The organism is Sphingomonas phyllosphaerae, from assembly GCA_036946405.1.
Taxonomy (GTDB): Bacteria; Pseudomonadota; Alphaproteobacteria; order Sphingomonadales; family Sphingomonadaceae; genus Sphingomonas; species Sphingomonas phyllosphaerae_D.
In genome coordinates, this window is the sequence record JAQIJC010000001.1 from 1,704,506 (window position 1) to 1,726,429 (window position 21,924).

The 21,924-nt window shown below is 68.3% G+C and carries 18 protein-coding genes and 1 tRNA gene; 6 read left to right on the forward strand and 13 right to left on the reverse strand.

Annotation, left to right across the window (positions count from 1 at the left end; translation table 11 throughout):
• Positions 1-112: 112 nt before the first annotated feature.
• The 9 genes from PGN12_08155 to PGN12_08195 form a co-directional block, all read right to left on the reverse strand.
• Positions 113-1,573 carry a DUF4403 family protein gene (locus PGN12_08155; protein MEH3103865.1) on the reverse strand — a complete coding sequence of 487 codons (1,461 nt, stop codon included), beginning with the start codon at positions 1,571-1,573 and terminating at the stop codon, positions 113-115.
• 343 nt (positions 1,574-1,916) lie between these two features.
• On the reverse strand, positions 1,917-2,930 hold the full coding sequence (locus PGN12_08160; GenBank protein ID MEH3103866.1) for an inorganic phosphate transporter: 1,014 nt from the start codon (positions 2,928-2,930) through the stop codon (positions 1,917-1,919).
• Positions 2,931-2,948: 18 nt separating this feature from the next.
• Positions 2,949-3,593, reverse strand: a complete 645-nt coding sequence (locus tag PGN12_08165) for a DUF47 family protein (GenBank protein ID MEH3103867.1) — start codon at positions 3,591-3,593, stop codon at positions 2,949-2,951.
• A gap of 185 nt (positions 3,594-3,778) precedes the next feature.
• A complete protein-coding gene (treY, locus tag PGN12_08170; protein MEH3103868.1) occupies positions 3,779-6,082 on the reverse strand; it encodes a malto-oligosyltrehalose synthase in 2,304 nt (767 codons plus the stop codon).
• Positions 6,079-7,941, reverse strand: a complete 1,863-nt coding sequence (gene malQ, locus PGN12_08175) for a 4-alpha-glucanotransferase (GenBank protein ID MEH3103869.1) — start codon at positions 7,939-7,941, stop codon at positions 6,079-6,081. The genes treY and malQ overlap by 4 nt, the downstream gene beginning before the upstream one ends.
• Before the next feature lie 295 nt (positions 7,942-8,236).
• Entirely contained in the window at positions 8,237-9,925 is a 1,689-nt protein-coding gene (gene treZ / locus PGN12_08180; protein ID MEH3103870.1) for a malto-oligosyltrehalose trehalohydrolase, read from the reverse strand.
• Entirely contained in the window at positions 9,922-12,018 is a 2,097-nt protein-coding gene (gene glgX, locus PGN12_08185) for a glycogen debranching protein GlgX (GenBank protein ID MEH3103871.1), read from the reverse strand. Before glgX ends, treZ begins: the two co-directional genes overlap by 4 nt.
• Before the next feature lie 73 nt (positions 12,019-12,091).
• Positions 12,092-12,412 carry a DUF2934 domain-containing protein gene (locus PGN12_08190; protein MEH3103872.1) on the reverse strand — a complete coding sequence of 107 codons (321 nt, stop codon included), beginning with the start codon at positions 12,410-12,412 and terminating at the stop codon, positions 12,092-12,094.
• Between the two features lie 86 nt (positions 12,413-12,498).
• Positions 12,499-12,906, reverse strand: a complete 408-nt coding sequence (locus PGN12_08195) for a DUF4126 domain-containing protein (protein MEH3103873.1) — start codon at positions 12,904-12,906, stop codon at positions 12,499-12,501.
• 166 nt (positions 12,907-13,072) lie between these two features.
• Here PGN12_08195 and PGN12_08200 point away from each other — a divergent pair, with 166 nt between their 5' ends.
• Positions 13,073-14,518, forward strand: a complete 1,446-nt coding sequence (locus PGN12_08200) for a methyl-accepting chemotaxis protein (protein ID MEH3103874.1) — start codon at positions 13,073-13,075, stop codon at positions 14,516-14,518.
• Between the two features lie 242 nt (positions 14,519-14,760).
• Here the strand turns inward: PGN12_08200 and PGN12_08205 are convergent.
• Both PGN12_08205 and folK read right to left on the reverse strand, forming a co-directional pair.
• A tRNA-Lys gene (locus tag PGN12_08205) sits at positions 14,761-14,836 on the reverse strand.
• On the reverse strand, positions 14,837-15,325 hold the full coding sequence (gene folK / locus PGN12_08210) for a 2-amino-4-hydroxy-6-hydroxymethyldihydropteridine diphosphokinase (GenBank protein MEH3103875.1): 489 nt from the start codon (positions 15,323-15,325) through the stop codon (positions 14,837-14,839).
• Between the two features lie 23 nt (positions 15,326-15,348).
• Between folK and PGN12_08215 the strand changes: the two genes are divergently transcribed.
• Complete coding sequence (locus PGN12_08215) at positions 15,349-16,005, forward strand: uracil-DNA glycosylase (GenBank protein MEH3103876.1); 657 nt, start codon at positions 15,349-15,351, stop codon at positions 16,003-16,005.
• Positions 16,006-16,123: 118 nt separating this feature from the next.
• Here PGN12_08215 and aguB read toward each other — a convergent pair whose 3' ends face one another.
• Positions 16,124-16,987, reverse strand: coding sequence for an N-carbamoylputrescine amidase (gene aguB, locus PGN12_08220; GenBank protein MEH3103877.1), 864 nt, complete (start codon positions 16,985-16,987; stop codon positions 16,124-16,126).
• Positions 16,988-17,143: 156 nt separating this feature from the next.
• Between aguB and PGN12_08225 the strand changes: the two genes are divergently transcribed.
• Positions 17,144-17,956, forward strand: a complete 813-nt coding sequence (locus tag PGN12_08225; GenBank protein ID MEH3103878.1) for a PEPxxWA-CTERM sorting domain-containing protein — start codon at positions 17,144-17,146, stop codon at positions 17,954-17,956.
• Between the two features lie 338 nt (positions 17,957-18,294).
• On the opposite strand, the gene PGN12_08230 is transcribed toward PGN12_08225, so the two are convergent.
• The gene (locus PGN12_08230; protein MEH3103879.1) at positions 18,295-19,641 is read right to left on the reverse strand and encodes a NupC/NupG family nucleoside CNT transporter; all 1,347 of its coding nucleotides are present in this window, start codon (positions 19,639-19,641) and stop codon (positions 18,295-18,297) included.
• A 275-nt stretch (positions 19,642-19,916) separates the two neighbouring features.
• Here PGN12_08230 and PGN12_08235 point away from each other — a divergent pair, with 275 nt between their 5' ends.
• The 3 genes from PGN12_08235 to PGN12_08245 all read left to right on the forward strand — a co-directional run bounded on the left by PGN12_08235 (position 19,917) and on the right by PGN12_08245 (position 21,900).
• The gene (locus PGN12_08235; GenBank protein MEH3103880.1) at positions 19,917-20,603 is read left to right on the forward strand and encodes a queuosine precursor transporter; all 687 of its coding nucleotides are present in this window, start codon (positions 19,917-19,919) and stop codon (positions 20,601-20,603) included.
• A gap of 26 nt (positions 20,604-20,629) precedes the next feature.
• Positions 20,630-21,523 carry an acetylglutamate kinase gene (gene argB / locus PGN12_08240; protein ID MEH3103881.1) on the forward strand — a complete coding sequence of 298 codons (894 nt, stop codon included), beginning with the start codon at positions 20,630-20,632 and terminating at the stop codon, positions 21,521-21,523.
• A 65-nt stretch (positions 21,524-21,588) separates the two neighbouring features.
• The gene (locus PGN12_08245) at positions 21,589-21,900 is read left to right on the forward strand and encodes a YggT family protein (protein MEH3103882.1); all 312 of its coding nucleotides are present in this window, start codon (positions 21,589-21,591) and stop codon (positions 21,898-21,900) included.
• Positions 21,901-21,924: the final 24 nt, after the last annotated feature.

Genomic DNA, 21,924 nt, shown 5'->3' on the forward strand with positions numbered 1-21,924 from the left:
CTCCACGCTGAAATGGAATCGTTACCCGTCATGCCGGAACCAGTCCGGCATGACGGGTGGCGGCTCCACTTCGGCTTCGCTGGAGCACATTCGTCGCAATGACGGCGCGCCCTCACCGCGGCCGATACGCGATCCGCGCCGCGCCCTCGGCCCGCACCGGCAGGAACAGCCCCGCGCCGGTCACCTGCAGCCGCCCGGTCGTCACGCGCGTCACGTCGGTCGACAGGAAGAAGTCGCCCTCCTGCCGCGCGCCGATCGCGGCCTGCGCCTTGGCGAGCACCTGCTGGTAATCGGGCGCGAAATCATGCTGCAAGGCCAGTGCCACGGCCTGTTGCACCTGCATGGCGTCGAGCAGGCTGACGATCAGGTCGACCGCATCCGAATCGGTGTCCGCGACCAGCTGCACGTCGCGCGCGCGCACCAATTGCGAGTTTTCCTCGTTATAGGGCTGCGCGGTCAACCACGCCTCGCCGCTGGTGGCCGGGAAGCGGCGGTCGCGCGGCGTCACGCGCGCGGTGACGCCCACCGCCAGCCGGTTGTTGGCGGTGGCATAGACCGTCACCTTGCCGAACTGGACGTCGACCGGACCGATGCCGGTCAGCGAGATGCCCTTGTCGGCCAGCTTGCGGAGCGTCCGCAGCACCACCGGTTCGAGCTGCGCGTAATCGGCCAGCACCGGGATGAAGAAGCGCAATCCCGGCTGCCCGGCCACGCGCGACGGCGGCGGGAGTGGGATCGGGGTTGGGTCGGGCGGCCGCTTGCCGACATAGGTCTGCGTCAGCGCCTCCGCCGCCAGCGTCAGTTGCAAGTCGCGCCCGGTGACCCGGTAGCCGCCGACCCCTAACGCGCGCGGCGCGACGCGCATCCACGCCGGCGGGTTGCGTTTGCTGAGTTCGATCACCGTGAAGCCGTGCCGCCACGCGCCGTCCAGCTGCCCGCGCAGGTCCAGCTTTGCCACCTCGCCGGGCAGGTCGCGCTCCAGCTTGGCGACGACGCGCTTCAGTTTCTGGTCGGCGCGGCTGGTGAAGGTGATCCGTTGCCCGGCGATCTCGATCCCCGGCGGCTCGCGCCAGTCATAGGCGAGGTCGAGCGTGGCGCGTGGTTGCCAATTGCCGACGATCGCCAGCTTGCCGGTAGCGTGGACCACAGCGCGCGCGGTCACCGTCTCACCCATCACGCCGCCGATATCGCGGACATGGATCACGGCGGAGACGGGCATAGTGATGTCGAGCCGCTCGCCGCGCCCGGACACGCGGATCGCATCGCGCGTGACCTGCCCGACCAACCGGCAACCGAGGTCGGGGGTCACCTTGACCTTGCCGATCCCGAGATCGACGCGCTTTCCCTTGACGCAGGTGTCGCGATGTTCGTCGATCGTCCACAACACCTTGGGGGTGCGCTTGTCGAGCCCGCGTTCGAGCTGGTCGAGCCGCGCCGTCACCGGCACGACGATCGTCGAGGTCTGGTCGGGGAACGGCGCGATCGCGCTCTCGACGCGCGGTGGCGCGGGGGAGCGCTCATGCCGCGCACATCCAGCGGCGAGCAGCACGAAAATGAGCAACACGCGCCGCACGCCGGTCTCCGTCCCCCTGAGTGACGTTACTAATCCGTAACGGCCGGTTTCGATCCGCCTTAGCAGTTCGTCGTTGCGAGCATAGCGGAGCAAACAAGGGCGTCCGGACCCGGCCTTCGATTGCTTCCCCTGCCTACGACGGGGTGGCTGTCACGGTTCTAGGGCCGATCGAAATCCACCGAGTACCCGCCTGCCTCCGACATCCCGAACTTGATCCGGGATCCCGCTTTTTCTGCCGCGTTGCTGAAGAAGCGGGGTCCCGGATCAGGTCCGGGACGACGAAGGAGAAAGCCGCTCTGATTGGAAAATGCGGTCCGCCGTCATGGCCGCAGGTCGATCCGACCTAGAACAGCAACGTCGTCGAGTAGACCAGCGCCCCGACCACCGCCGAGGCCGGGATCGTGATGACCCACGCCACGACGACGTTCTTCGCCACGCCCCAGCGCACCGCCGAGGCGCGCCGCGACACGCCCGCGCCGATGATCGATCCGGTGATCGTATGCGTGGTCGATACCGGGATGCCGAGCGTCGAGGCGCTGAACACCACGATCGACCCGGCCAGCGACGCGCTGAACCCCTGATGCTGCGACAGCCGCGTGATCCGCGAGCCCATCGTCTCGATAATTCGCCACCCGCCGGTCATCGTGCCAAGCGCGATCGCGACATAGCAGCTGATCGCCACCCAGTGCGGCACCTCGAACGGTCCGGTCAGATAGCCGGTCGAATAGAGCAGGACGGTGATGATCCCCATCGTCTTCTGCGCGTCGTTGAGCCCGTGGCTGAGCGAATAGGCCGCCGAGGAGGCGAGATGCAGCGCGCGGAAACTGCGCTCCGCTTGCGGCGCGGTCGAGCGGCGCAGCGCCCAGCTCGACAGCAACATCACCAGCATCGCGAGGAACATGCCGATCACCGGCGACAGCACGATCGCCAGCAAGGTCTTGTTGAGCCCCGCCCATTTCACCCCGGTGATCCCGGCATGCGCGACGCCCGCGCCGACCAGCCCGCCGACCAGCGCATGGCTGCTCGACGATGGAATGCCCTTCAGCCAGGTGATGACGTTCCACGTCATCGCCCCGCCCAGCGCGCCGAAGATCACCGCCGGGGTGATGACGTCCTTGTCGATCAGGCCCTTGCCGATCGTCTCGGCGACGGCATGGAGGCTGGGAACGGCAAGCGTCAGGAAATAGGCGGCGAAGTTGAAGAAGGCGGCGAACGCTACCGCCTTGACCGGCGACAGCAGCCGCGTGGCGACCACCGTCGCGATCGAGTTGGCGGCGTCGTGCAGTCCGTTGAGATAATCGAAGGCCAGCGCGGTCAGGATCAGGCCGACCAGCAGCGGAAAGGCGAGTTCGTGCATGGGTGCGTCGACCGGGCGTCAGGCGTGGTCGATGACGATGCCGTCGATCTCGTCGGCAACATCCTCGAACGCATCGAGGATCCGCTCGAGATGCTTGTAGATCTCGCGCTCGACGACGAAGCGCAGCGTGTCGCTTTTGCCATATTGTTCCAGCGAGCGGCGCAGCCCCGCGGCGTGGCAATCGTCGGCGCGCCCTTCCAGCCGGATCAACTGCTCGGTCAATTCGTGCAGCCGCGGGCCGTTGCGGCTGACGTCGCGCAGCAGCGGCATCGCCTCGACGGCCAGCCCGGCGGCATCGACCGCCACCTGCGCCATCTCGCGCATCTCCGGCGCATATTCGGTGAGCCCGTACAGGTCGATCGCCGAGGCGGCGGCGTACATTTCGTCGATCGTATCGTCGAGCGCGCCGATCAGCGCGGTGATCGCGCCGCGATCGAACGGCGTGAGAAACGTCGCGCGAACGCTTTTCAGCACGTCGCGCGTGATCTCATCGGCCTCGTTCTCGCGCTTGTTAATTTCCACGAGCAGCGCAGGCCGGTCCGGCCCGCCCTCCAGCAGCGTCGCGGTGGCGCGCGCGGCGGCCAGGCCGATGGCGGCATGTCCTTCGAATTGCTCGAAGAAATTGCCGGTCTTCGGCAACAGTCGCTGGAACCAGGCGAACATCAAACTCCATCCCGAACTAATCTTGAGAATAGCTGCGCCGTTCCGGACACGATCGTGCCGGGCGGCCGAGTCGGCCCGTGCACGTCATGTAAGACATTTACGTGACTCCCGGGCTGCGGCAGGCGCATTCCGTCTCCCGTGCCGACCGCCGCCGTCCCCTGTCGGGACGACGTCCGGATACCGGCTCATCCGCGCTCGTACCAGATCGCCGTGCTGCCGAACAGCGCCGCGGCATCGGTGCGATGACCCGAACTGAAGGTGACGTGCGTGTCGGCGCCGGGGCGTCGGCCATGGAGCGCGACCGCGACGCGCAGGACGCGCGCGTCGTGCCGCCGCTCGAACGCCAGCACCCGCGCCGCGTCCGGCCCCTCGACCTGCGCCGGCGCATAATCACCCGCGGCGAACAGGGCCGGATCGTCGCGCCGCAGCCGCAGCAGATCCGCGATCAGTCGCAGCTTGGTCGGCGCGTCGCCCGCCAGCGCCGCGCGCCGCACGTCGTAATCCACCGGCCGGCGGTTATCGGGATCGACGAGGCTCAGGTCGGCGAACTCGGTCCCCTGATACAGATCGGGCACCCCCGGCACGGTGTAGCGGAGCAGCACCTGCGCCAGCGCATTGTCCTGCGCCGTCGCGTCGAGCATCGCGACGGTGCGCGCGATCAGCGCCAGCGCCTCGGCATCGCCCGGCAGCGCCTCGACCAGCGCGGCGGCTGCCGCCTCATAGTCCTCGTCGGGCGCTTCCCATGAGGAGCGCAGCTTCGCCTCGCGCAACGCCTTCTGCTGCCATGCCGTCACGCGTTCCACAACGTCCGCGGTCGCGCCGTCCTCGGGCCATGCGCCGACAAGGGTCTGGAAGAGCATATAGCGGTCGGCATCATCGACCTCGCCGTCGTCGCGCTCCAGCCACGCCAGCGCCGCCTCACGCCATGCCTCGGGATGCGCGCTGATCGCCGCGAGCCGCGCGCGCGTGTCCTCGCCACGTTTGTGGTCGTGGGTGGCGGTGGTCAGCATCGCGTGCGGCACGTCGCGCGCGCGCGCCTGCATCAGCGCGTGGAAGGCGGCGGGCACCATCCCCATCCGCTCGGCGTCGAACCCGACGTCGTTGCGCGATAGCAACCGGCCATAGCGATAGAAGCCGGTGTCCTCGACCGCCTTGGCCGCGATCGGCGCGGAAAGCTGCTGGAAGCGCCGTACCGCCTCGGCCGCTTCCGCCGGACCGTCGCCCGCCAGCCACGCCAGCACCAGATCGACGACGTGCGCCTCCCCCGGCGGGATCAGCTCGGCGACCCGCGCGCGTGCCTCGGCGCGAATCGCGGCGTCGCTGGCGGGCGCAGCCGGGCCATAGGTGCGATAGACAGGGAACACCCACAACAACCGCTCGATCGCGCGGCGCAGCATCGCGGCGGTCACGCCGTCGGGGGCGACCGCGTGGAAGGCGGCGACGCACGCATCGAGCTGCCCGCTGAACTGCCACGACAACAAATCCTGCCGCGCCTGGAACTCCTCGGGCTCGAACGACGCGCTGCGCCCGCTGATCTCCTCCCACAGCGCCCCCAGCGGCTCGGCACCGGCGGGATCGTGGAGCAGGCTCGCGACCTGTTCCATGAAGTCGTAGCCGCTGGTCCCGTCGACCCCCCAGCCGAGTGGCTGCGGTTCATCGGCGGCGAGGATCTTCTCGATCACGATCCACGCCTCGTCTCCCAGCCGCGCCCGCAACGCGCGGCAATAGCCGATCGGATCGGTCAGCCCGTCGACATGATCGACGCGCACCCCGTCGATCAGCCCTTCGTCGTGCAGCCGGAAATACAAAGCGTGCGTCTTCTCGAACACCGCCGGATCCTCGATCCGCACGCCGGCCAGTTCGTTGATCGAAAAGAACCGCCGCCAGTTCAGCTCGTCGTTCGCGACCAGCCAATAAGTGAGCCGGTAATGCTGGCGCGCAAGCAGCTCTTCGAGAGGCAGCGTGTCGGCCGCGCCCTGATCCACGTCGCGCACCGGGAAGCGATGCTCGCCATAAGCAACGACCCACCAGCGCGCGCCGTCACGCTCCAGCGTCAGGTCGCCGTTCGCCAGCGCCTCGGACAAGGGCGCGCCGAGCACCGGCAGCACGATCTGCTCGCGCCAGTCGATGTCGAACACTGCGCCGTGTTCGCTATCCGGCCCGCGCGCCAGCACGTCCTGCCACCACGCGTTGCTGTCGCCCGCGACCCCCATGTGATTGGGAACGATATCGATGATGATGCCCATGTCCCGCGCGCGCAGCGCCGCGACCAGCGACCGGAACGCCGCCTCGCCGCCCAGCTCGGGGTTGATCGTCGTCGGGTCGACCACGTCATAGCCGTGCGTCGAGCCCGGCGCGGCGGTGGTGACCGGCGAGGCATAGACGTGGCTGATGCCGACATCATCGAGATACGGCACCAGCGCCTCGGCATCGGCGAAGGTAAAGTCCTTGTGGAACTGGAAACGATAGGTGGCGCGCGGGGGCGTCATGCGTGTCTCTCCGCGTTGAGCAGGGCGATGCGGCGCGCGACGTCGCGGCGCGCCAGCAGGGCAGGGGTGGGTGCGTCCATCCTCCGCCGCCAGTTGGGATGTTCGTCGATCGTGCCGGGCAAATTAGGCTGTTCCTCCAGCCCGAGCAGATCCTCGAACGGCACAATCGCCAGCGGGCAGGGCGCGCTGGCGACATGCGCGATCATCGCATCGACCGGCGGGGCAGCGGGCGGGTCGCCGGGCTTGCCCATCGCCTCCCACAAGGCGTTACGTTCGCCGGCGCGGCGCGCGCGATACACGCCGCTGCGCCCGAGCTGCTCCGCCCAGTCGATGTCACGTTCCTTCCACCAGCCGGCGAGCGTCGGGGTGTCGTGCGTGCCGGTCATCGCCACCGCCGCCTCGTCCCAGTCGGCGGGCGGCACGAACCCGCCCTCGGCATCGCGCTCGAACGGCAGCACGCGCATCCCGAGCATACAGCGCGCCGCCAGCGTGTCGCGGAACCCGGCGGGCACGGTGCCGAGGTCCTCGGCGATCACCACCGCCTCGGCGCGCTGCGCCTCGATCGCGACGATCCGGCGCAGATGCGTGCCGGGCATCTTCAGATACGCACCCTCGCTGGCGTCCGCGCCCGCCGGGATCACCCACAACCGCTCCAGCCCCAAGGCATGGTCGATGCGGATCCCCCCGGCGTGCGCGAGCGCGACGCGCAAAGTCTCGATGAACGCACGAAAGCCGGTGCGTTGCAGCGCGAACGGGTCGAGCGCGGTGATCCCCCAATTCTGCCCATCGGGTCCGAGCGGATCGGGCGGCGCGCCGACCGTCAGCCCGGTCAGCAATTCGTCGCGCGCGCTCCACGCATGGCTGCCCCCGGCGTCCATCCCGACTGCGAGGTCGGCGACGATCCCTGTCGCCATCCGCTCCTTCGCGGTGCGTTGCGCGGTCGCCAGCCCGAGATCTGCGAGCCATTGCAGGAAGGCGTAGAAAGCCACCTCGCGCTCATGCTCGGCGGCGAAGCGGATCACCGCCTCGCCGTGCGGATCGTGATAGGCGGTCGGCCAGTCCTGCCAGCCATGCCCGCCCAGCGCCGCGTGGAGCGCATCGAACCGCGCATGTGCCTCCAGCGCCGCGCCGCGCTGCCGGCGATAGGCGCGCGCCGCCGACAACGCGCCTTCGCTCGCCAGATCGAAGGCGGTGCGCAACTGCGCGACCCGCTCGCGCGCCGCCTGCGGCCAGTCGATCAGTGCGGTGGCACGCGCCGGGGGCAGCGGCACGCCGATCAGCGCCGGGTCGGCGAGCAGCACATTGTGGAACAGCCGCGTCGACGGCGAATAGGGACTGAAGCGCGTCGGATCGGCGGGGAACAAGGCATGAGTCGGGCTGATCGCCAGCGCCTGGGCCCCGACCCGCGCAAACGCGGCGGCAGCCTCGACCAGCGCGCCGGCATCGCCGAACGCGCTGTCGCCGTCCGCGCGCAGGCTCGGCACCTGCACCGCGACGCCCCAGCCGCGCTTCGGCAGAGCGCAGCGCCGCGGCGCAACCGCGAGCGTATACTCGCGCCCGCCGGCGTGCAGCCGATGATAGCCGACGCGCTCGACCGGCGGCAGCGTGCCGTCTTCAGCGATCGTCAGCGCGAGGTGGTTGCCGTCGTCGAGCAGCAGTTCGGCATCGCCGCTCACGTCGTCCGGGAGGTCGATTGCCCGCCCGGCATCGGCGGAGAGGAACGGCACCTCGGGCGCGGTAGTGTCGAGGCAGCCGAGGATCGCCTCCAGCACCTCGTCCGCGACGTGCTGCGGGCGTCCGTCGGCATCCTCCCAGTCGCGTGACAATCCCGCGACGGCGGCGCGTTCGGCGAGCGTCATGCGGGAAACCTGGCATGAGGAGCTGGCACCACTCCACCAAGCAACCGCCCCGGCGGACGCCGAGGGCCAGTTACGGAACGCCTACGAAGGATCGCCGACGCCCCCCAACTGGGCCCCGGCGTCCGCCGGGGTGGTGTCGAGAGACGGTACGTAGTCCGTCTCAACCCGCCTACCGTCACCCCGGACTTGTTCCGGGGTCCACCCTTCCGCATCAGAAACGGCTTGGGTATTCGGGACACTGTGGATGCCGGAACAAGTCCGGCATGACGAACGAACGTGCAGGGGCGATAGCGGATCACGCTTCGATCCACGCCACGAACCGCTCACCCTCGATGAACAGCGGGTCTGCCCCGCCCGGCAGCGTCGCCGGCTCGTCGCCCAGATCAATCGCGACCCCCAAAGTCGTCCCGTCGCCAAGCCGCCAGCGCGCCACGACCGCCGCCTCCCCGAGCACCTGCACCCCAACCGACACCGCGCCGGGCAGATGCGGCACGATGCGCTCGCGCCGCAGCGTCAACAGCGCCCGATAGAACGCCCGCCATTCGTCCGCCTCCGGCCCCGCCTGCGGCACCGAGGCCTCGAACGTCGTCACCGCATTGGGATCGGGGATCCGCGCCCGCGCGTCCGGATCGGCGAAGGCGTCGAACTTGGCGAATTCCTTGCGCCGCCCCTCGCGCACCGCGTCGGCCAATTCGTCATGGAAGTCGGTGAAGAACAGGAACGGCGTCGCGCTCCCGTCCTCCTCGCCCATGAACAGCAACGGCACCTGCGGGCACAGCAGCAGCAGCGCGGTCGCCGCGCGCAGCTTCGCCTTGTCGGTCAGCGCGATCAGCCGCTCGCCCAGCGCGCGGTTGCCGACCTGATCGTGGTTCTGGAGGAACGCCACGAACCGCGTCGGCGCGAGATGCGCGCTGGCGCTCCCGCGCGGCTTGCCGTCGTGGTTGGCCGAGCCTTCGCCCTGATAGATGAATCCTTCGGCCAGACAGCGCGCCAGCCGCTCGGCCGGGCGATCTGCGAAGTCGGTGTAATAGGCGCTGGTTTCGCCGGTCAGCAGGACGTGCATCACACTGTGGAAGTCGTCGTTCCACTGCGCATCAAACCCGCCGTCGCGCAGCCGCGCGGCGTCATTCTCCTCGTTCTCCAGCACCAGATGCACGTGCCGGTCGGGCAGCGCGGCGCGGATCTCCGCCGCCATCGCGTCGAGGAAGGCGGGATTGCCGATCGCGTGCACCGCATCGAAGCGCACGCCGTCGATCCGGTAATCGCGCAGCCACATCAGTGCATTGTCGACGAAGAAGCGCGCGACCGGCTCCCGCTCGACCGCCACGGCGCCGCCCCACGGCGTATGCACAGCGGCATCGAAGAAGTCGGCGGCATAGGCGCCGAGGTAATTCCCGTCCGGCCCGAAATGATTGTAGACCACGTCGAGGAACACGCTGACGCCCAGCCCGTGCGCGGTGTCGACCAGCCGCCGCAGCTCGGCCGGCGACCCGTAATCCTCCTGCACCGCATAGGGCAGCACGCCGTCATAGCCCCAGCCGCGCGTGCCGCCGAACGCGCCGACCGGCATCAGTTCGATCGCGGTGATTCCGCCCGCGGCGATCGTCGGCAGCCGCTCGATCACCCCCGCAAACCCGCCCAGCGTCCCGGCATGGCATTCGAGGATCACCATCTCGTGCCACGCGCGGCCCTGCCAGTCGGGGTGTTGCCAGTCGTAGCGGGTTTCCGGGACCACGCTCCACCCATGCACCCCGCCTGACTGGAGGCGGGACGCCGGATCGGGCACCGCCTGTTCGCCGACGCGGAACCGATAGCGCGCCCCCGGTCCCTCGACGCGGTCGAGCGCGTACCAACCGTCCGCGGCACGCTCCATCTGCGCCGTGTCGGCACCGTCGATCTCCAGCGTCACGCCCGCGGCATCGGGCGCCCACAAGCGGAAGCGCGTGCCGCCGCCCGCGAGTGGCTCCGGACCCCAGCGCGTCACGCCGCGCTCGTCCACGTCACCAGCACCGCACCCTGCGGCGCGACCTCGTAGCTGTTGTCGATCTCCACCTCGCCCTGCTCCGGTTTGGCGCTGTCGATCAGCACGATCCGCTTCGCTTCCGGCGGGGGCAGGGTGAAGGTCACAGGATCGCCCGAGGCGTTAAGCAGCAACGACACCGCCTCGATCTCGCCGCTCTCGGTGAGTGCCGCACGCCGCATCATCAGCGCGCGCCCGTCGGGATTTTGCCAGTCCTCGGGCGACAATTGCTCTCCGCGCTCGTCCCACCATTCGATATCGTTAACCCCGCCCGCGGCGGTTTCCTGCCCATAGAGGAAGGTCGGGCTGCGCAGCACCACGAACCGCCGCCGCAGTTCCGCCAGCCGCCCGGTAAAGTCGATCTGCGCCTGACCCTCGGCCGACGCCGCCGCCTTCCAGTCGAGCCAGCTGATCTCATTATCCTGGCAATACGCGTTGTTGTTGCCCTGCTGCGTGCGCCCGAACTCGTCGCCCGCGACCAGCATCGGCGTGCCCAGCGACGTCATCAGCGTCGTCAGCATCGAGCGCATGACGCGCCCGCGTGCATCGTTCACCGCCGCGTCGTCGGTCGGCCCCTCGACGCCCCAGTTGCACGAGGCGTTGTGCGAATGGCCGTCGCGATTGTCCTCGCCGTTCGCCTCGTTGTGGCGTTCCTCGTACATCACCGTGTCGGCAAGCGTGAAGCCGTCATGTGCCGCCAGCAGGTTGACGCTCGCCCACGGTCGCCGCGCGCGCCGGTCGAAAAGGTCGCCCGACCCGGCGAGCCGCGCCGCGAGATCGGGACGCTTGCCCGGCTCGCCGCGCCAATATTCGCGCACCGTGTCGCGATATTTGTCGTTCCACTCCGCGAAGCCCGGCGGGAAGTTGCCGAGCTGATAGCCACCCGGCCCGACGTCCCACGGCTCGGTAATGAGCTTGAGCCGCCCGAGCACCGGGTCCTGCCGCAGCACGTCGAAGAACGCCGACCCCGGATCGAAGCCATGCTCCTCGCGGCCGAGCGTCAGCCCGAGGTCGAAGCGGAAGCCGTCGATGCCGAAGCTGGTCGCCCAGTAGCGCAAGGAGTCCGCGACCATCTGGATCACGCGCGCCTTGCTCATGTTGAGCGTGTTGCCGGTGCCGGTGTCGTTGATCGTGTAGCGCGGATTGTCCTTGACCAGCCGGTAATAGCTGGCGTTGTCGAGCCCGCGCCACGACAGCGTCGGGCCTTTCTCGCTGCCCTCGCAGGTGTGGTTGTAGACCACGTCGAGGATCACCTCGATCCCGGCCTTGTGCAGCCGGTGGACCGCGCGGCGCAGCTCGTCCTGATGCTCGGTCGCCATATAGCTCTGTTCGGGGGCGAAGAAGCCGAGCGTGTTATAGCCCCAGTAATTGCGCAGACCCTTTTCTTGCAGGAAGCGGTCCTGCGTGAAGGTGTGGATCGGCAGCAGCTCGATCGCGGTCACGCCGGTGCGTTGCAGATGCTTGATGACCGCCGGATGCCCCAGCGCGGCATAGGTGCCGCGTTCGCGCGCCGGGACCAGCTCCATCAGCTTGGTCAGCCCCTTGACGTGCGCCTCGTAGATCACCGTTTCCGACCACGGCGTATTCGGCCGCCGGTCGCGCGACCAGTCCCAGTGATCGTCGACCACCACAGCCTTGGGCATCGCCGGCGCGCTGTCGCGCTTGTCGAACGACAGGTCGTCCTTGCGGTGCCCGATGCGATAGCCGTGCAGCGCATCGGTCCATTTGATCTGCCCCTGGATGCGGCGCGCATAGGGGTCGAGCAGCAGTTTGTTGGGGTTGAAGCGATGCCCCTCCTCGGGCGCATAGCGGCCGTGCGCGCGCAGGCCGTAAACGAGCCCCGGCCCGACATCGGGCAGATAGCCGTGCCACACCTCGTCGGTGCATTCGGTCAGCGGCAGCCGTTTCAGCTCGCGCTTGCCCGCGCTGTCGAACAGGCACAGCTCGATCGCGTCGGCGTTGGCGGAGAAGACCGCGAAATTGACCCCTTCGCCATCGAACGTGGCGCCAAGCGGATAGGGCGATCCCGGCAAAAGCCGGTCCGGCAAGTCGTGCAACGATGTGCTCCCGTCAGGAGGAGATTAGGGGCTGTCTGTCCGGGCGGCGCGTCGAGGCGCGCCGCGCCGTGCGTCAGGTGGTGCGCTTGCGCCGCGTCGCCGGTTTTTTCGCCGCCGCCGGCTTGGCGGCGGGGGAAGCGGCAGGTGCGTCCGCCTCGCTCACCGGCTGCTCGGGTGCGCTGAACGGCGCAGCGCCGGTGCTCGGCTCGTCCGCGACCGTTGCGCTCTGCGGATCACCGGCTTGCGGATCGGGTTCGTCGGCGACCGGACCCTCGCCTGCGAACGCGCGCTCCGCCTCATCCCAATGCGCCTGGTCGCGGCCGTGCGGCTCGCCTTCCTGCTGCCAAAGCCGATAGGCGTGTTCGCTAATGCGGGCGTGACGATCGTCGGCCATGCGCTTTCCCCTGATGATCCCTGACCGCAAAACTCCCGACGGCGCGGATCGTCGCAGCCGCCGGCAAGAAAATCGTCCGGCCCGGATCAGCCGCGCGCCAGCGCCACTGCGCTGACGATCGCGATGCCGTCTTCGATCGCGCCGCTCGCGGTCGCACCCCAGCGCCGCGTCGCCGCCTGCCGGAGCCGGAACGTGAGATGCGACGCCACCACCGCCGATGCCGCACCCAGCAACGCTCCCGCCACGCGATCGTCGCGCCGCGCACACGCCGCCCCGGCGATCGCACCGCTCAGCAGCCGTCCGGCCATCCCGGCGCTGTCGATCCGGTCGGGAGCGTTGCGGAGCTTGTCGCCCGCCATCTCGCCCGCCGCCAGCATCATCGAGCCCGCGGAAAACACCGGCGCCCGTCCGCCACCACGCGTCGCCGCCAGCGCGGCGAGCGGGGTCATCGCGCGGGCACCCGCCACCGCGCCCATCAGGATCGACCGTAACATCAAGGAACTCCCGGAATTTCGGCGACTGAACCGCGCAAACATCCGTAGGTTGCACCCCACTCGCGCAAGGTGAATGTGATCTGCATCATTTATCCAATGTTTAGTTACGCCGTTTATAGCGGCCGCCGTGCTCAGCAATGCGTCATGGGCTGCGGAGAGGTTGCCGATGATTACCTGGTTTCGTGATGTCGCGCCGGTGCGGACGAAGTTCCTGGCGCTCGCATTCATTTACGTCGGTCTCGCGCTCGTGTCGCTGGCGGCCACCGCGGCGGTGGCGTTCGGTGCGCTCGGCGCGATGCCGGCGCTGGCGGTGTCCAGCGCCGCGGTCGGCGTGGTCGCGATCGTCGCGATCGTGTCGCGGACGCTGGTCTGCGATCCGTACGTCAACACGGTGGTGCGGATGGAAGCACTGGCCCGCGGCGATTACGACAGCCCGATCCGCTACATCGATTCGCGTGATTGCGTCGGTCGCATGACCAAGGCGATGGAGGTGTTCCGCGGCAACGGCAAGGCGCTCGCCATTTCCTCCGCGGCGCAGCAGACGGTGGTCGAGGCGCTCGGCGCCGGGCTCGGCCGGCTCGCCGAGAACGACCTGACGTACACCATCGAGGAGCCGTTCAGCGCCGATTATGAGGGCCTGCGTCACAACTTCAACCGCGCGATGGCGGCGGTATCGGAGGCGATCAGCGCGGTGACGATCGCCGCCAACGGCATCAACAGCGGCGCGTCGGACATCCGTCAGGCGTCGGACGATCTGTCGCAGCGCACCGAGCAGCAGGCCGCCTCGCTGGAGGAAACCGCCGCGGCGATGGACGAGATCACCACCACTGTGCGCGAGACCGCGGCCGGCGCACGCCGCGCCAACGACGCGGTCGGCGACGCGCGCGCCGAGGCGGAAAGCTCGGGCGACGTGGTGCGCCGCGCGGTCGACGCGATGGGCGGGATCGAGCGCGCCTCGTCGGAAATCAGCGAGATCATCAGTGTCATCGACGGCATTGCGTTCCAGACCAATCTGCTCGCGCTCAACGCCGGGGTCGAGGCGGCACGCGCGGGCGACGCGGGCAAGGGCTTTGCGGTCGTCGCCAGCGAAGTTCGCGCGCTGGCGCAGCGGTCGGCCGACGCCGCCAAGGACGTCAAGACCAAGATCCTCGCCTCGTCCGAGCAGGTCGAATCGGGGGTGACGCTGGTCAGCGAGACCGGCAAGGCGCTGCAGCGGATCATCGCGCGCATCGGCGAGATCAGCACGCTCGTCTCGACGATCGCGCAATCCGCCGAGCAGCAGGCGACCGGCTTGCAACAGGTCAACACCGCGGTGTCGGAGATGGATGGCGTCACGCAACAGAATGCCGCAATGGTCGAGGAAGCCACCGCCGCCGCGCGCAGCCTCGCCGAGGAAGCCGATCGCCTGACCCGCGAAGTTTCGCGCTTCCGCACTGCGAGCGCGCAGCGTCCGCTCGTCGTGGCCGCTGCCGCCCCGGCGTCGCCGGTCCACGACCTTCAGGCGCGCGCCGCGCAGGCCGGTCGCGACCTCGCCCGCACCGCGCGCCGCCCCGTGACGGGCACCCGCGGCACCGCGCTGGCGGTGGCAGACGAGGAATGGTCGGAGTTCTAAGTCGCAGGGCGGGACGGCCCGTACCGGGCCGACCTCGCCCAAGACCGGCCGGCGGGGCAAAGCCCCGACCGACGACGCGGCTTCGCCGCGGCGAACCCCATCGCCTTCCGTCTTCCCCGCGCAGGCCGCAATCCAGACGCGCAGGTCCGTCGATAGAAGCGCAACCGGCAGCGTCTCTGGATTCCCGCCTGCGCGGGAATGACGAAAGTAAGAGAGGACAAAGGCTATTGATAAGCCCCGCGTGGTGGGTCCGCCGGGGCTCGAACCCGGGACCTCTCGATTAAAAGTCGCTTGCTCTACCGACTGAGCTACGGACCCTCACGCAGATCGAAGCCGGTTAGGGGCGGCGCGCGCGCGGGTCAACCGGGCATGGAGGTGTCGCAGCGTCAACGCGCTGCCCGGTGCACGCCAGTCCGGCGCGATCGCCGCCGCCGGTCCCAGCACGAAGGCGCGCACGCGGAAGGCGGGATGCGGGATCGTCAGCCCCGGGGTCCGCCATGCGCCGCCCGACCACAGGATGATGTCGAGATCGATCACCCGCGCGCCCCAGCGCCGGCCACGCCGCCGCCCGAACCCGCGCTCGATCGCCTTCAGCCGCGCGAGCAGCGCGGGCGGTGTCTCGTCACTTTCGATCAGCACCGCGCTGTTGGCGAAGGTGCGCGTCGAGGGGCCGAGCGGCGCACTCGCGACGATCGGCGCCGCGCGTCCGCCGAGCATCCGCAACGCCGCCGCCACCTCGTCGCGCGGGCCGCCATGCCGGCCGCGACGATTGGAGCCCAGCGCAAGGAGAAAGATTGATGCAGGCATCCGCAAGCGCCTATCGCACCGCGATGACCTTCGCACCTTCTTCGCTTCCCGCGACCGAACCGCCGCTCGACTGCCCGTGCTGTCCCCGCCTCGTCGACCTTCGCCACGACATGCGCGCGCAGCATCCCGAATGGTGGAACGCGCCGGTGCCCGCCTTCGGCGATGCGCAGGCGTGGCTGGCGATCGTCGGGCTGGCGCCGGGGATGAAGGGCGCGAATCGCACCGGACGTGCCTTCATCGGCGACGGCGCCGGAGCGCTCCTGTACGGCACGCTTGCGAAGTTCGGATTGGCGCACGGCACCTTCACCGGCAGCCGCGAGGACGACATGACGCTCGACGGTGCGATCATCCTCAATGCGGTCAAATGCCTGCCGCCCGGCAACGCGCCGACCCCCGAGGAAGTCCGCACCTGCCGCCCGTTCCTGACCGGTCAGGCGGAAGCGCTACCGTCCGCGCGCGTCTATATCGCGCTGGGACAGGTCGCGCACCAGTCGGTGGTCAAGGTGCTCGGCGGCAAGCTGCCCAAGGCGCGCTTCGAGCATGGCGCGGTGCACCGCGTGCCCGATGGGCGGGTGCTGATCGATAGCTATCATTGCTCGCGCTACAATCAGAACACCGGACGGCTGACCCCGGAAATGTTCGAAGACGTCTTCGCCAAGGCGCTGGAATTGCGGCCCTGAAAACCTCCGTTCGTGCTGAGCCTATCGAAGCACGTGCCCCGGGGATACGCCCTTCGACAAGCTCAGGGCGAACGGCGTTTTCGGTGTCTCACGTGAGTTCTGACGCCGCCGTTTCCGGTCAGATATCCTGCACCAGCCGCCCGTACAGTTCGGGCCGGCGGTCGCGGAAGAAGCCGAACGCCGCGCGGTGTCGCCGCACGCGGTCGAGGTCCAGCGTCGCGACGATCACGCCCTCTTCCTCGCGGTCCAGCTCGGCAAGAATGTCGCCGCGCTCGTCGGTGATGAAGCTGGTGCCATAGAAGGTCTGGCCATGTTCGGTGCCGACGCGGTTGGCGGCGATCACCGGCACCACGTTCGACACCGCATGGCCGACCATCGCCCGCCGCCACAGCCGTGCGGTGTCGAGCGACGTGTCATGCGGCTCGCTGCCGATCGCGGTCGGGTAGAACAGCACTTCCGCGCCCATCAGCATCATCGCGCGGGCGGTTTCCGGATACCATTGGTCCCAGCACACGCCGACGCCCAGTTTGGTTTGATGTCCTTGGGCGCGCGGCCCGTTCCACACCTTGAACCCGGTGTTGCCGGGGCGGAAGTAGAATTTCTCCTCATAGCCCGGGCCATCCGGAATGTGGCTCTTGCGATAGACGCCCTGCACCTCGCCGTCGGGCCCGATCATCGCGAGCGAATTGTAATGGTGCGGGCCGTCCAGCTCGAAGAAGCTGGTCGGGATATAGACCTTCAGCGCCTCGGCCAGCGCCTGCATCGCCAGCACCGCCTTGTGCTCGCCGACCGGCGCGGCGTTCGCGAAGAGCGACTCGTCCTCGACCCGGCAGAAATATTCGCCCTCGAACAATTCGGGCGGCAGGATCACCTGCGCGCCGCGCGCATGGGCCTCGCGCACGGCGTCTGACACCTTGGCGATATTCGCATCGATGTCGGCGGAAAAGGCGAGCTGGAGCGCAGCGACGGTGATCTCGGTCATGCCGCGCATTTAGGCGACCGGACGGCGCGATTCCACTCCCGATGGTAAGTGTCTGAAACTGTTCCGATCAGGGACGGGCTGGTCACGCAAGCCGATTGCGGCGCTGATCTGGATAAGGAAAAGCTGCTCCCGACAAGTAAAGGGGAAATCAGGAAAATGACTCGTTTCGCGCAACTCGCGATCGCTACCGGTGCGCTCTTCGCCGCCATGCCGGCACAGGCCGCCGATTTCGTCATCAACACCCAGACGGGCACGTCGAACGGCAAGACCATCGTCAGCAACGACAGCCGTTATGCCTATGACACCGTCAACTACGCCGTGACCTCGGCGGACGGCAAGTCGACGCTGAACGTGCGCGCGACCGCGTGGACGCTGCTGACGAATTACACGTATCAGGCTGCGAAGATCGGCTCGTGGGGCTCGAACGGTCTGGGCATCTACCAGACGGGCGAGAGCGCGGGCGGCAACCTGCACACGATCGACAACAAGAACGGCTGGGAATTCCTGGTCCTTCAGTTCGATCAGGCGGTTTCGCTCCAGTCGGCGGTGCTCAACCCCTATCAGCTGAGCGGCAACAACTATTCCGACAACGACGCGTTCATCGCGCGCGGCACGCTGGGCTTCGACACGGCGATGACCGCCGCCAACCTGAAGACGCTCGCCGACAGCCTGAACGTCGACACGTCCAAGCAGTCGGGCGACGCCTGGTTCAACAGCAACAGCAAGGATTACAACGGCGCGGCGAAGCAGACGTACAATCTGTCGCCCAGCAAGGGCGGCAACGTCTGGGTGATCGGCGGATCGTATTTCGGCCCGGACGACCGCAACGACGCGTTCAAGCTGAACTCGATCGTGGTGACCAGCGCGGTGCCCGAGCCGACCACCTGGATGACGATGATCCTGGGCTTCGGCATGATCGGCGCAGCGGCCCGCCGCCGTCGCAGCACCGGCAAGACCCAGCTGGTCTGATCCGGTCCTACCTTTTGCGTGCGGGAAGGCCGTCGGAGCGATCCGGCGGCCTTTTCGCTGTATCCCGCCGCCGGAATGGTTGTCGTCCCGGACCTGATCCAAGACCCCGCTTCTTCCTCGGGTTATCCGGTCGCAGCCGACTCAGCGGGGTAGGGCAAAGGCGACGCCCGCCGCTCTGGAGCGTGATGACGTCAAGTCGATCCGTCATCACAGTCTATGTCACGCCTCTGTCCTACACCGTCCAACATCTGCCAGCATAAGCGAGGCGCCCGCCGATCTCTCGCGGCACGCACGCGCAGCGATGCCGTGATGCGCAAACTTCGACAACTTCGACCGGATCAGCCGATCAGCAGCCCCGCCAGCGCCGCGCTCATCAGATTGGCGAGGCTGCCCGCCGCCAGCGCGCGCAGCCCCAGCCGCGCGATCGTCGGGCGCTGGTTGGGAGCAAGGCTGCCGGTCACCGCCATCTGGATCGCGATCGAGCTGAAATTGGCGAAGCCGCACAGCGCGAACGTCACCACCGCGATCGTCCGCGGCGACAGCGCCGCCGCCTGCTTGCCGAGGTCGATGTACGCAACGAACTCGTTGAGCACGATCTTCTCGCCGAACAATCCGCCCGCGATCCCTGCCTCGCTCCACGGCACGCCCAGCAGGTACATGACCGGCTGGAAGACATAGCCGAGCAGCCCCTGGAAGCTCAGCCCCGGCATCCCGATCAACCCGCCCGCCGCGCCGAGCAGCCCGTTGGCGAGTGCGACCAGCGCGACGAACGCCAGCACCATCGCGCCGACCGCGACCGCCAGCTTGACGCCGGTCTGCGCGCCCTGCGCGGCAGCCATGATGAGATTGGCAGGCTTCTCCTCGTCATGCGTCGCATCGGGCAAGGGTTCGCCCGGCGTGCCCTCGGGCAGCAGTGCGGCGGGGCCGCGTCCGCTGATCCGCGCCTCGGCCAGTTCGATCTGGCGCTGCGAGCCAAGGTGATGGGGGGGCAGGTCGCCGAGCGGCAGCTCGCCTTCGGGTGGCACGACGCGATCGGGCATGATGATCTTGGCCATCAGGATCCCGCCTGGTGCCGCCATGAAACTGGCGGCGAGCAGATAGTCGATGCTGATCCCCATCGAGGCATAAGCGGCGAGGATCGTCCCCGCGACGCCGGCCATCCCGCTGGTCATCACCGTGAACACCTGCGCGGGGGTCAATCCGGCGAGATACGGGCGGATCACCAAGGGCGATTCGCTCTGTCCGACGAAGATGTTGGCGGCCGCGCACAGGCTTTCGACCTTGCTGGTCCCGATCACCTTCTCGATCGCGCCGCCGATCCAGCGGACCACGAATTGCATGACGCCGAGATAGTAGAGGATCGAGACGAGGCTGGCGAAGAAGATGATGACCGGCAAGGCCGCGATCGCGAAGCTCTGTCCGCCGATCGCCGGACTGGCGAGATTGCCGAACAGGAATTCGGTGCCCTTCTGCGAATAGCCGAGCAGCGCCGCGACCCCCGCCGATGCGCCGGCCAGCGCGGCGCGCCCCGGCGTCCAGTAGAGCACGATCGTCGCGATCGTCGCCTGCAGCGCGAAGGCGCTGGCGACGATCCGCAGCCGGATCGCGCGCCGGTCGGCCGACAGCAGCACCGCGAGCAGCAGGATGACGGCGATCCCCGCCAGGCCGATGAGAGTCCGTTGCATTTTTCTTCTTCGCTGCCGAAGTTCCGCGCCATGACATGCCCGTCGGCGGATCGCCAGCCAAGATCATGTCCATGCGCTATCCGCCCCATCCGTTCGCCCTGAGGAGAGGCTGAGCTTGTCGAAGCCTCATCTCGAAGGGCCTATGCCACCGCAGTGCTTCGAGACGGCCTCTCGACTTCGCTCGATGCCTCCTCAGCACGAACGGGGTGGGGGAGGGCATAACAGTCTGCCAATCGGTCATTGCCCGCCCCGCCGCCGCCCCGTACACCGCCGCGATGGAAGCCCCCGACCATCGCCCGATCGCCCCTCGCGCGATCCCGCCCTCGCTGTTCGCCTTCTCGATCTTCTACGGCGGCATGGTGTGCATCGCCGGGGTGCTCGGCAACAAGCAGGTATCGCTCGGCCCGATCTCGCGGCTCGGGCCGCTGGTCGGGCTGCCGCCGCTCGCGGTGGAGGCAGGCATCTTCGCCTTCCTGCTGCTGGTCGTCACCTCCAGTGCGGTCGCGGAGCTGCATGGGCAGAAGATCGCGGGGCGGCTGGTGCTGATGGGGTTCGTGCCGCTGCTCGTCTCGATGCTGCTGACCCTGGTCGTGCTCGTCCTCCCCGCCGCGCCAGAGATGGACGCCGGGCATCTGGCGGCGTTCGACCAAATGATGGGGGCGACGCCGTGGATCTGGGCGGGCGGGATCGTCGCTTACGGCGTGTCGCAGACGCTCAACGTCACGATCTTCTCGTGGCTGAAGGGGCGGGAAGGCAGCAAGTTCCTCTGGTTCCGCGCCGCGACCGCCAGCGCGCTCAGCCAGATCGTCGACTCGATCCTGTTCATCTCGATCGCCTTCGGATTGTCGGCGGTCGGCTGGCTGATGGCGGGACAGATGCTGGCCAAGGTCGTGCTGTCGGTGGCACTGGTGCCGCCGCTGATCTACGCGCTGGTCGCGATTGGTCGCCGTCTGGACGCCTGACCGTCTCCGCCGCTATGGCGCCGCACATGACCGATCCGAACCTGTCGCCCGCCTTGAAGGCCGAAACGCTGGTCGAGGCGCTGCCGTACCTGCAGCGCTATGCCGGCAAGACCTTCGTCGTGAAATACGGCGGGCATGCGATGGGCGATCCCGAGGCGCAGGCCGATTTCGCCGAGGATGTGGTGCTGCTCAAGGCGGTCGGGATCAACCCGGTCGTCGTGCACGGCGGCGGGCCGCAGATCGGGCGGATGCTCAAGCGGCTGGGCGTGGAATCGCGCTTCGTCGATGGCTTGCGCGTCACCGATGCCGAGACGGCACAGATCGCCGAGATGGTCTTGGCGGGCTCGATCAACAAGGAAATCGTCAGCTGGATCGGCCGCGCCGGCGGGCGCGCGGTGGGCATCTCGGGCAAGGACGCCGGGCTGGTTCAGGCTGAGAAGGTCGGTCGCAGCGACCCCGATCCGTTGCAGGGCATCGAGCGCAAGGTCGACCTCGGCTTCGTCGGCGAGCCGGTCGCGGTCGATCGCCGGATCATCGATTCGCTCAGCCGCGACGGGATCATTCCCGTGATCGCCCCGATCGGGATCGGTTCCGACGGGCACACCTACAACATCAACGCCGATACGATGGCGGGGGCGATCGCGGCGGCGCTCGGCGCATCGCGCTTCTTCCTGCTGACCGACGTGGCGGGCGTGCTGGACAAGCAGGGGCAATTGGTCACCGACCTCAACCCCGCATCGGTCGCCGAACTACGCGCCGACGGCACGATCTCGGGCGGGATGATTCCCAAGCTGGAAACGTGTGTCGCCGCGGTCGAATCCGGCGTGGATGCCGCGGTCGTGCTCGACGGGCGGGTACCCCATGCGATGCTGCTCGAAATCTTTACCAAGCGCGGTGCAGGCACCCTGATCCGCAGATAGCGGTGCTCTTTTGCCGCACCGACCGGTGCAGTATATGACCGCTACACCTATTGGAGACGCCCGGCGTGCTGACGATCACCATTATCCAGATCCTGCAGGTCATTCTGCAGTTCGTGCGCTGGATCATCATCATCCAGATCATCCTGTCGCTGCTGATCTCGTTCAATGTCGTCAACACCTCGAACAACTTCATTCGGGCGCTGTATGAGGGGCTGGAGCGGCTGAGCGAGCCGTTGTACCGGCCGATCCGCCGGATCCTCCCCGACACCCGCGGAATCGACTTCGCGCCAATGGTGGTGTTGCTGCTGATCGTCATCCTGAACATCATCCTCAGCAACATCGCGCGGAGCGTCGAAGCGAGCATCGTGGCGATCTGAGCGCCTGGCGCGAAATTCCGGACG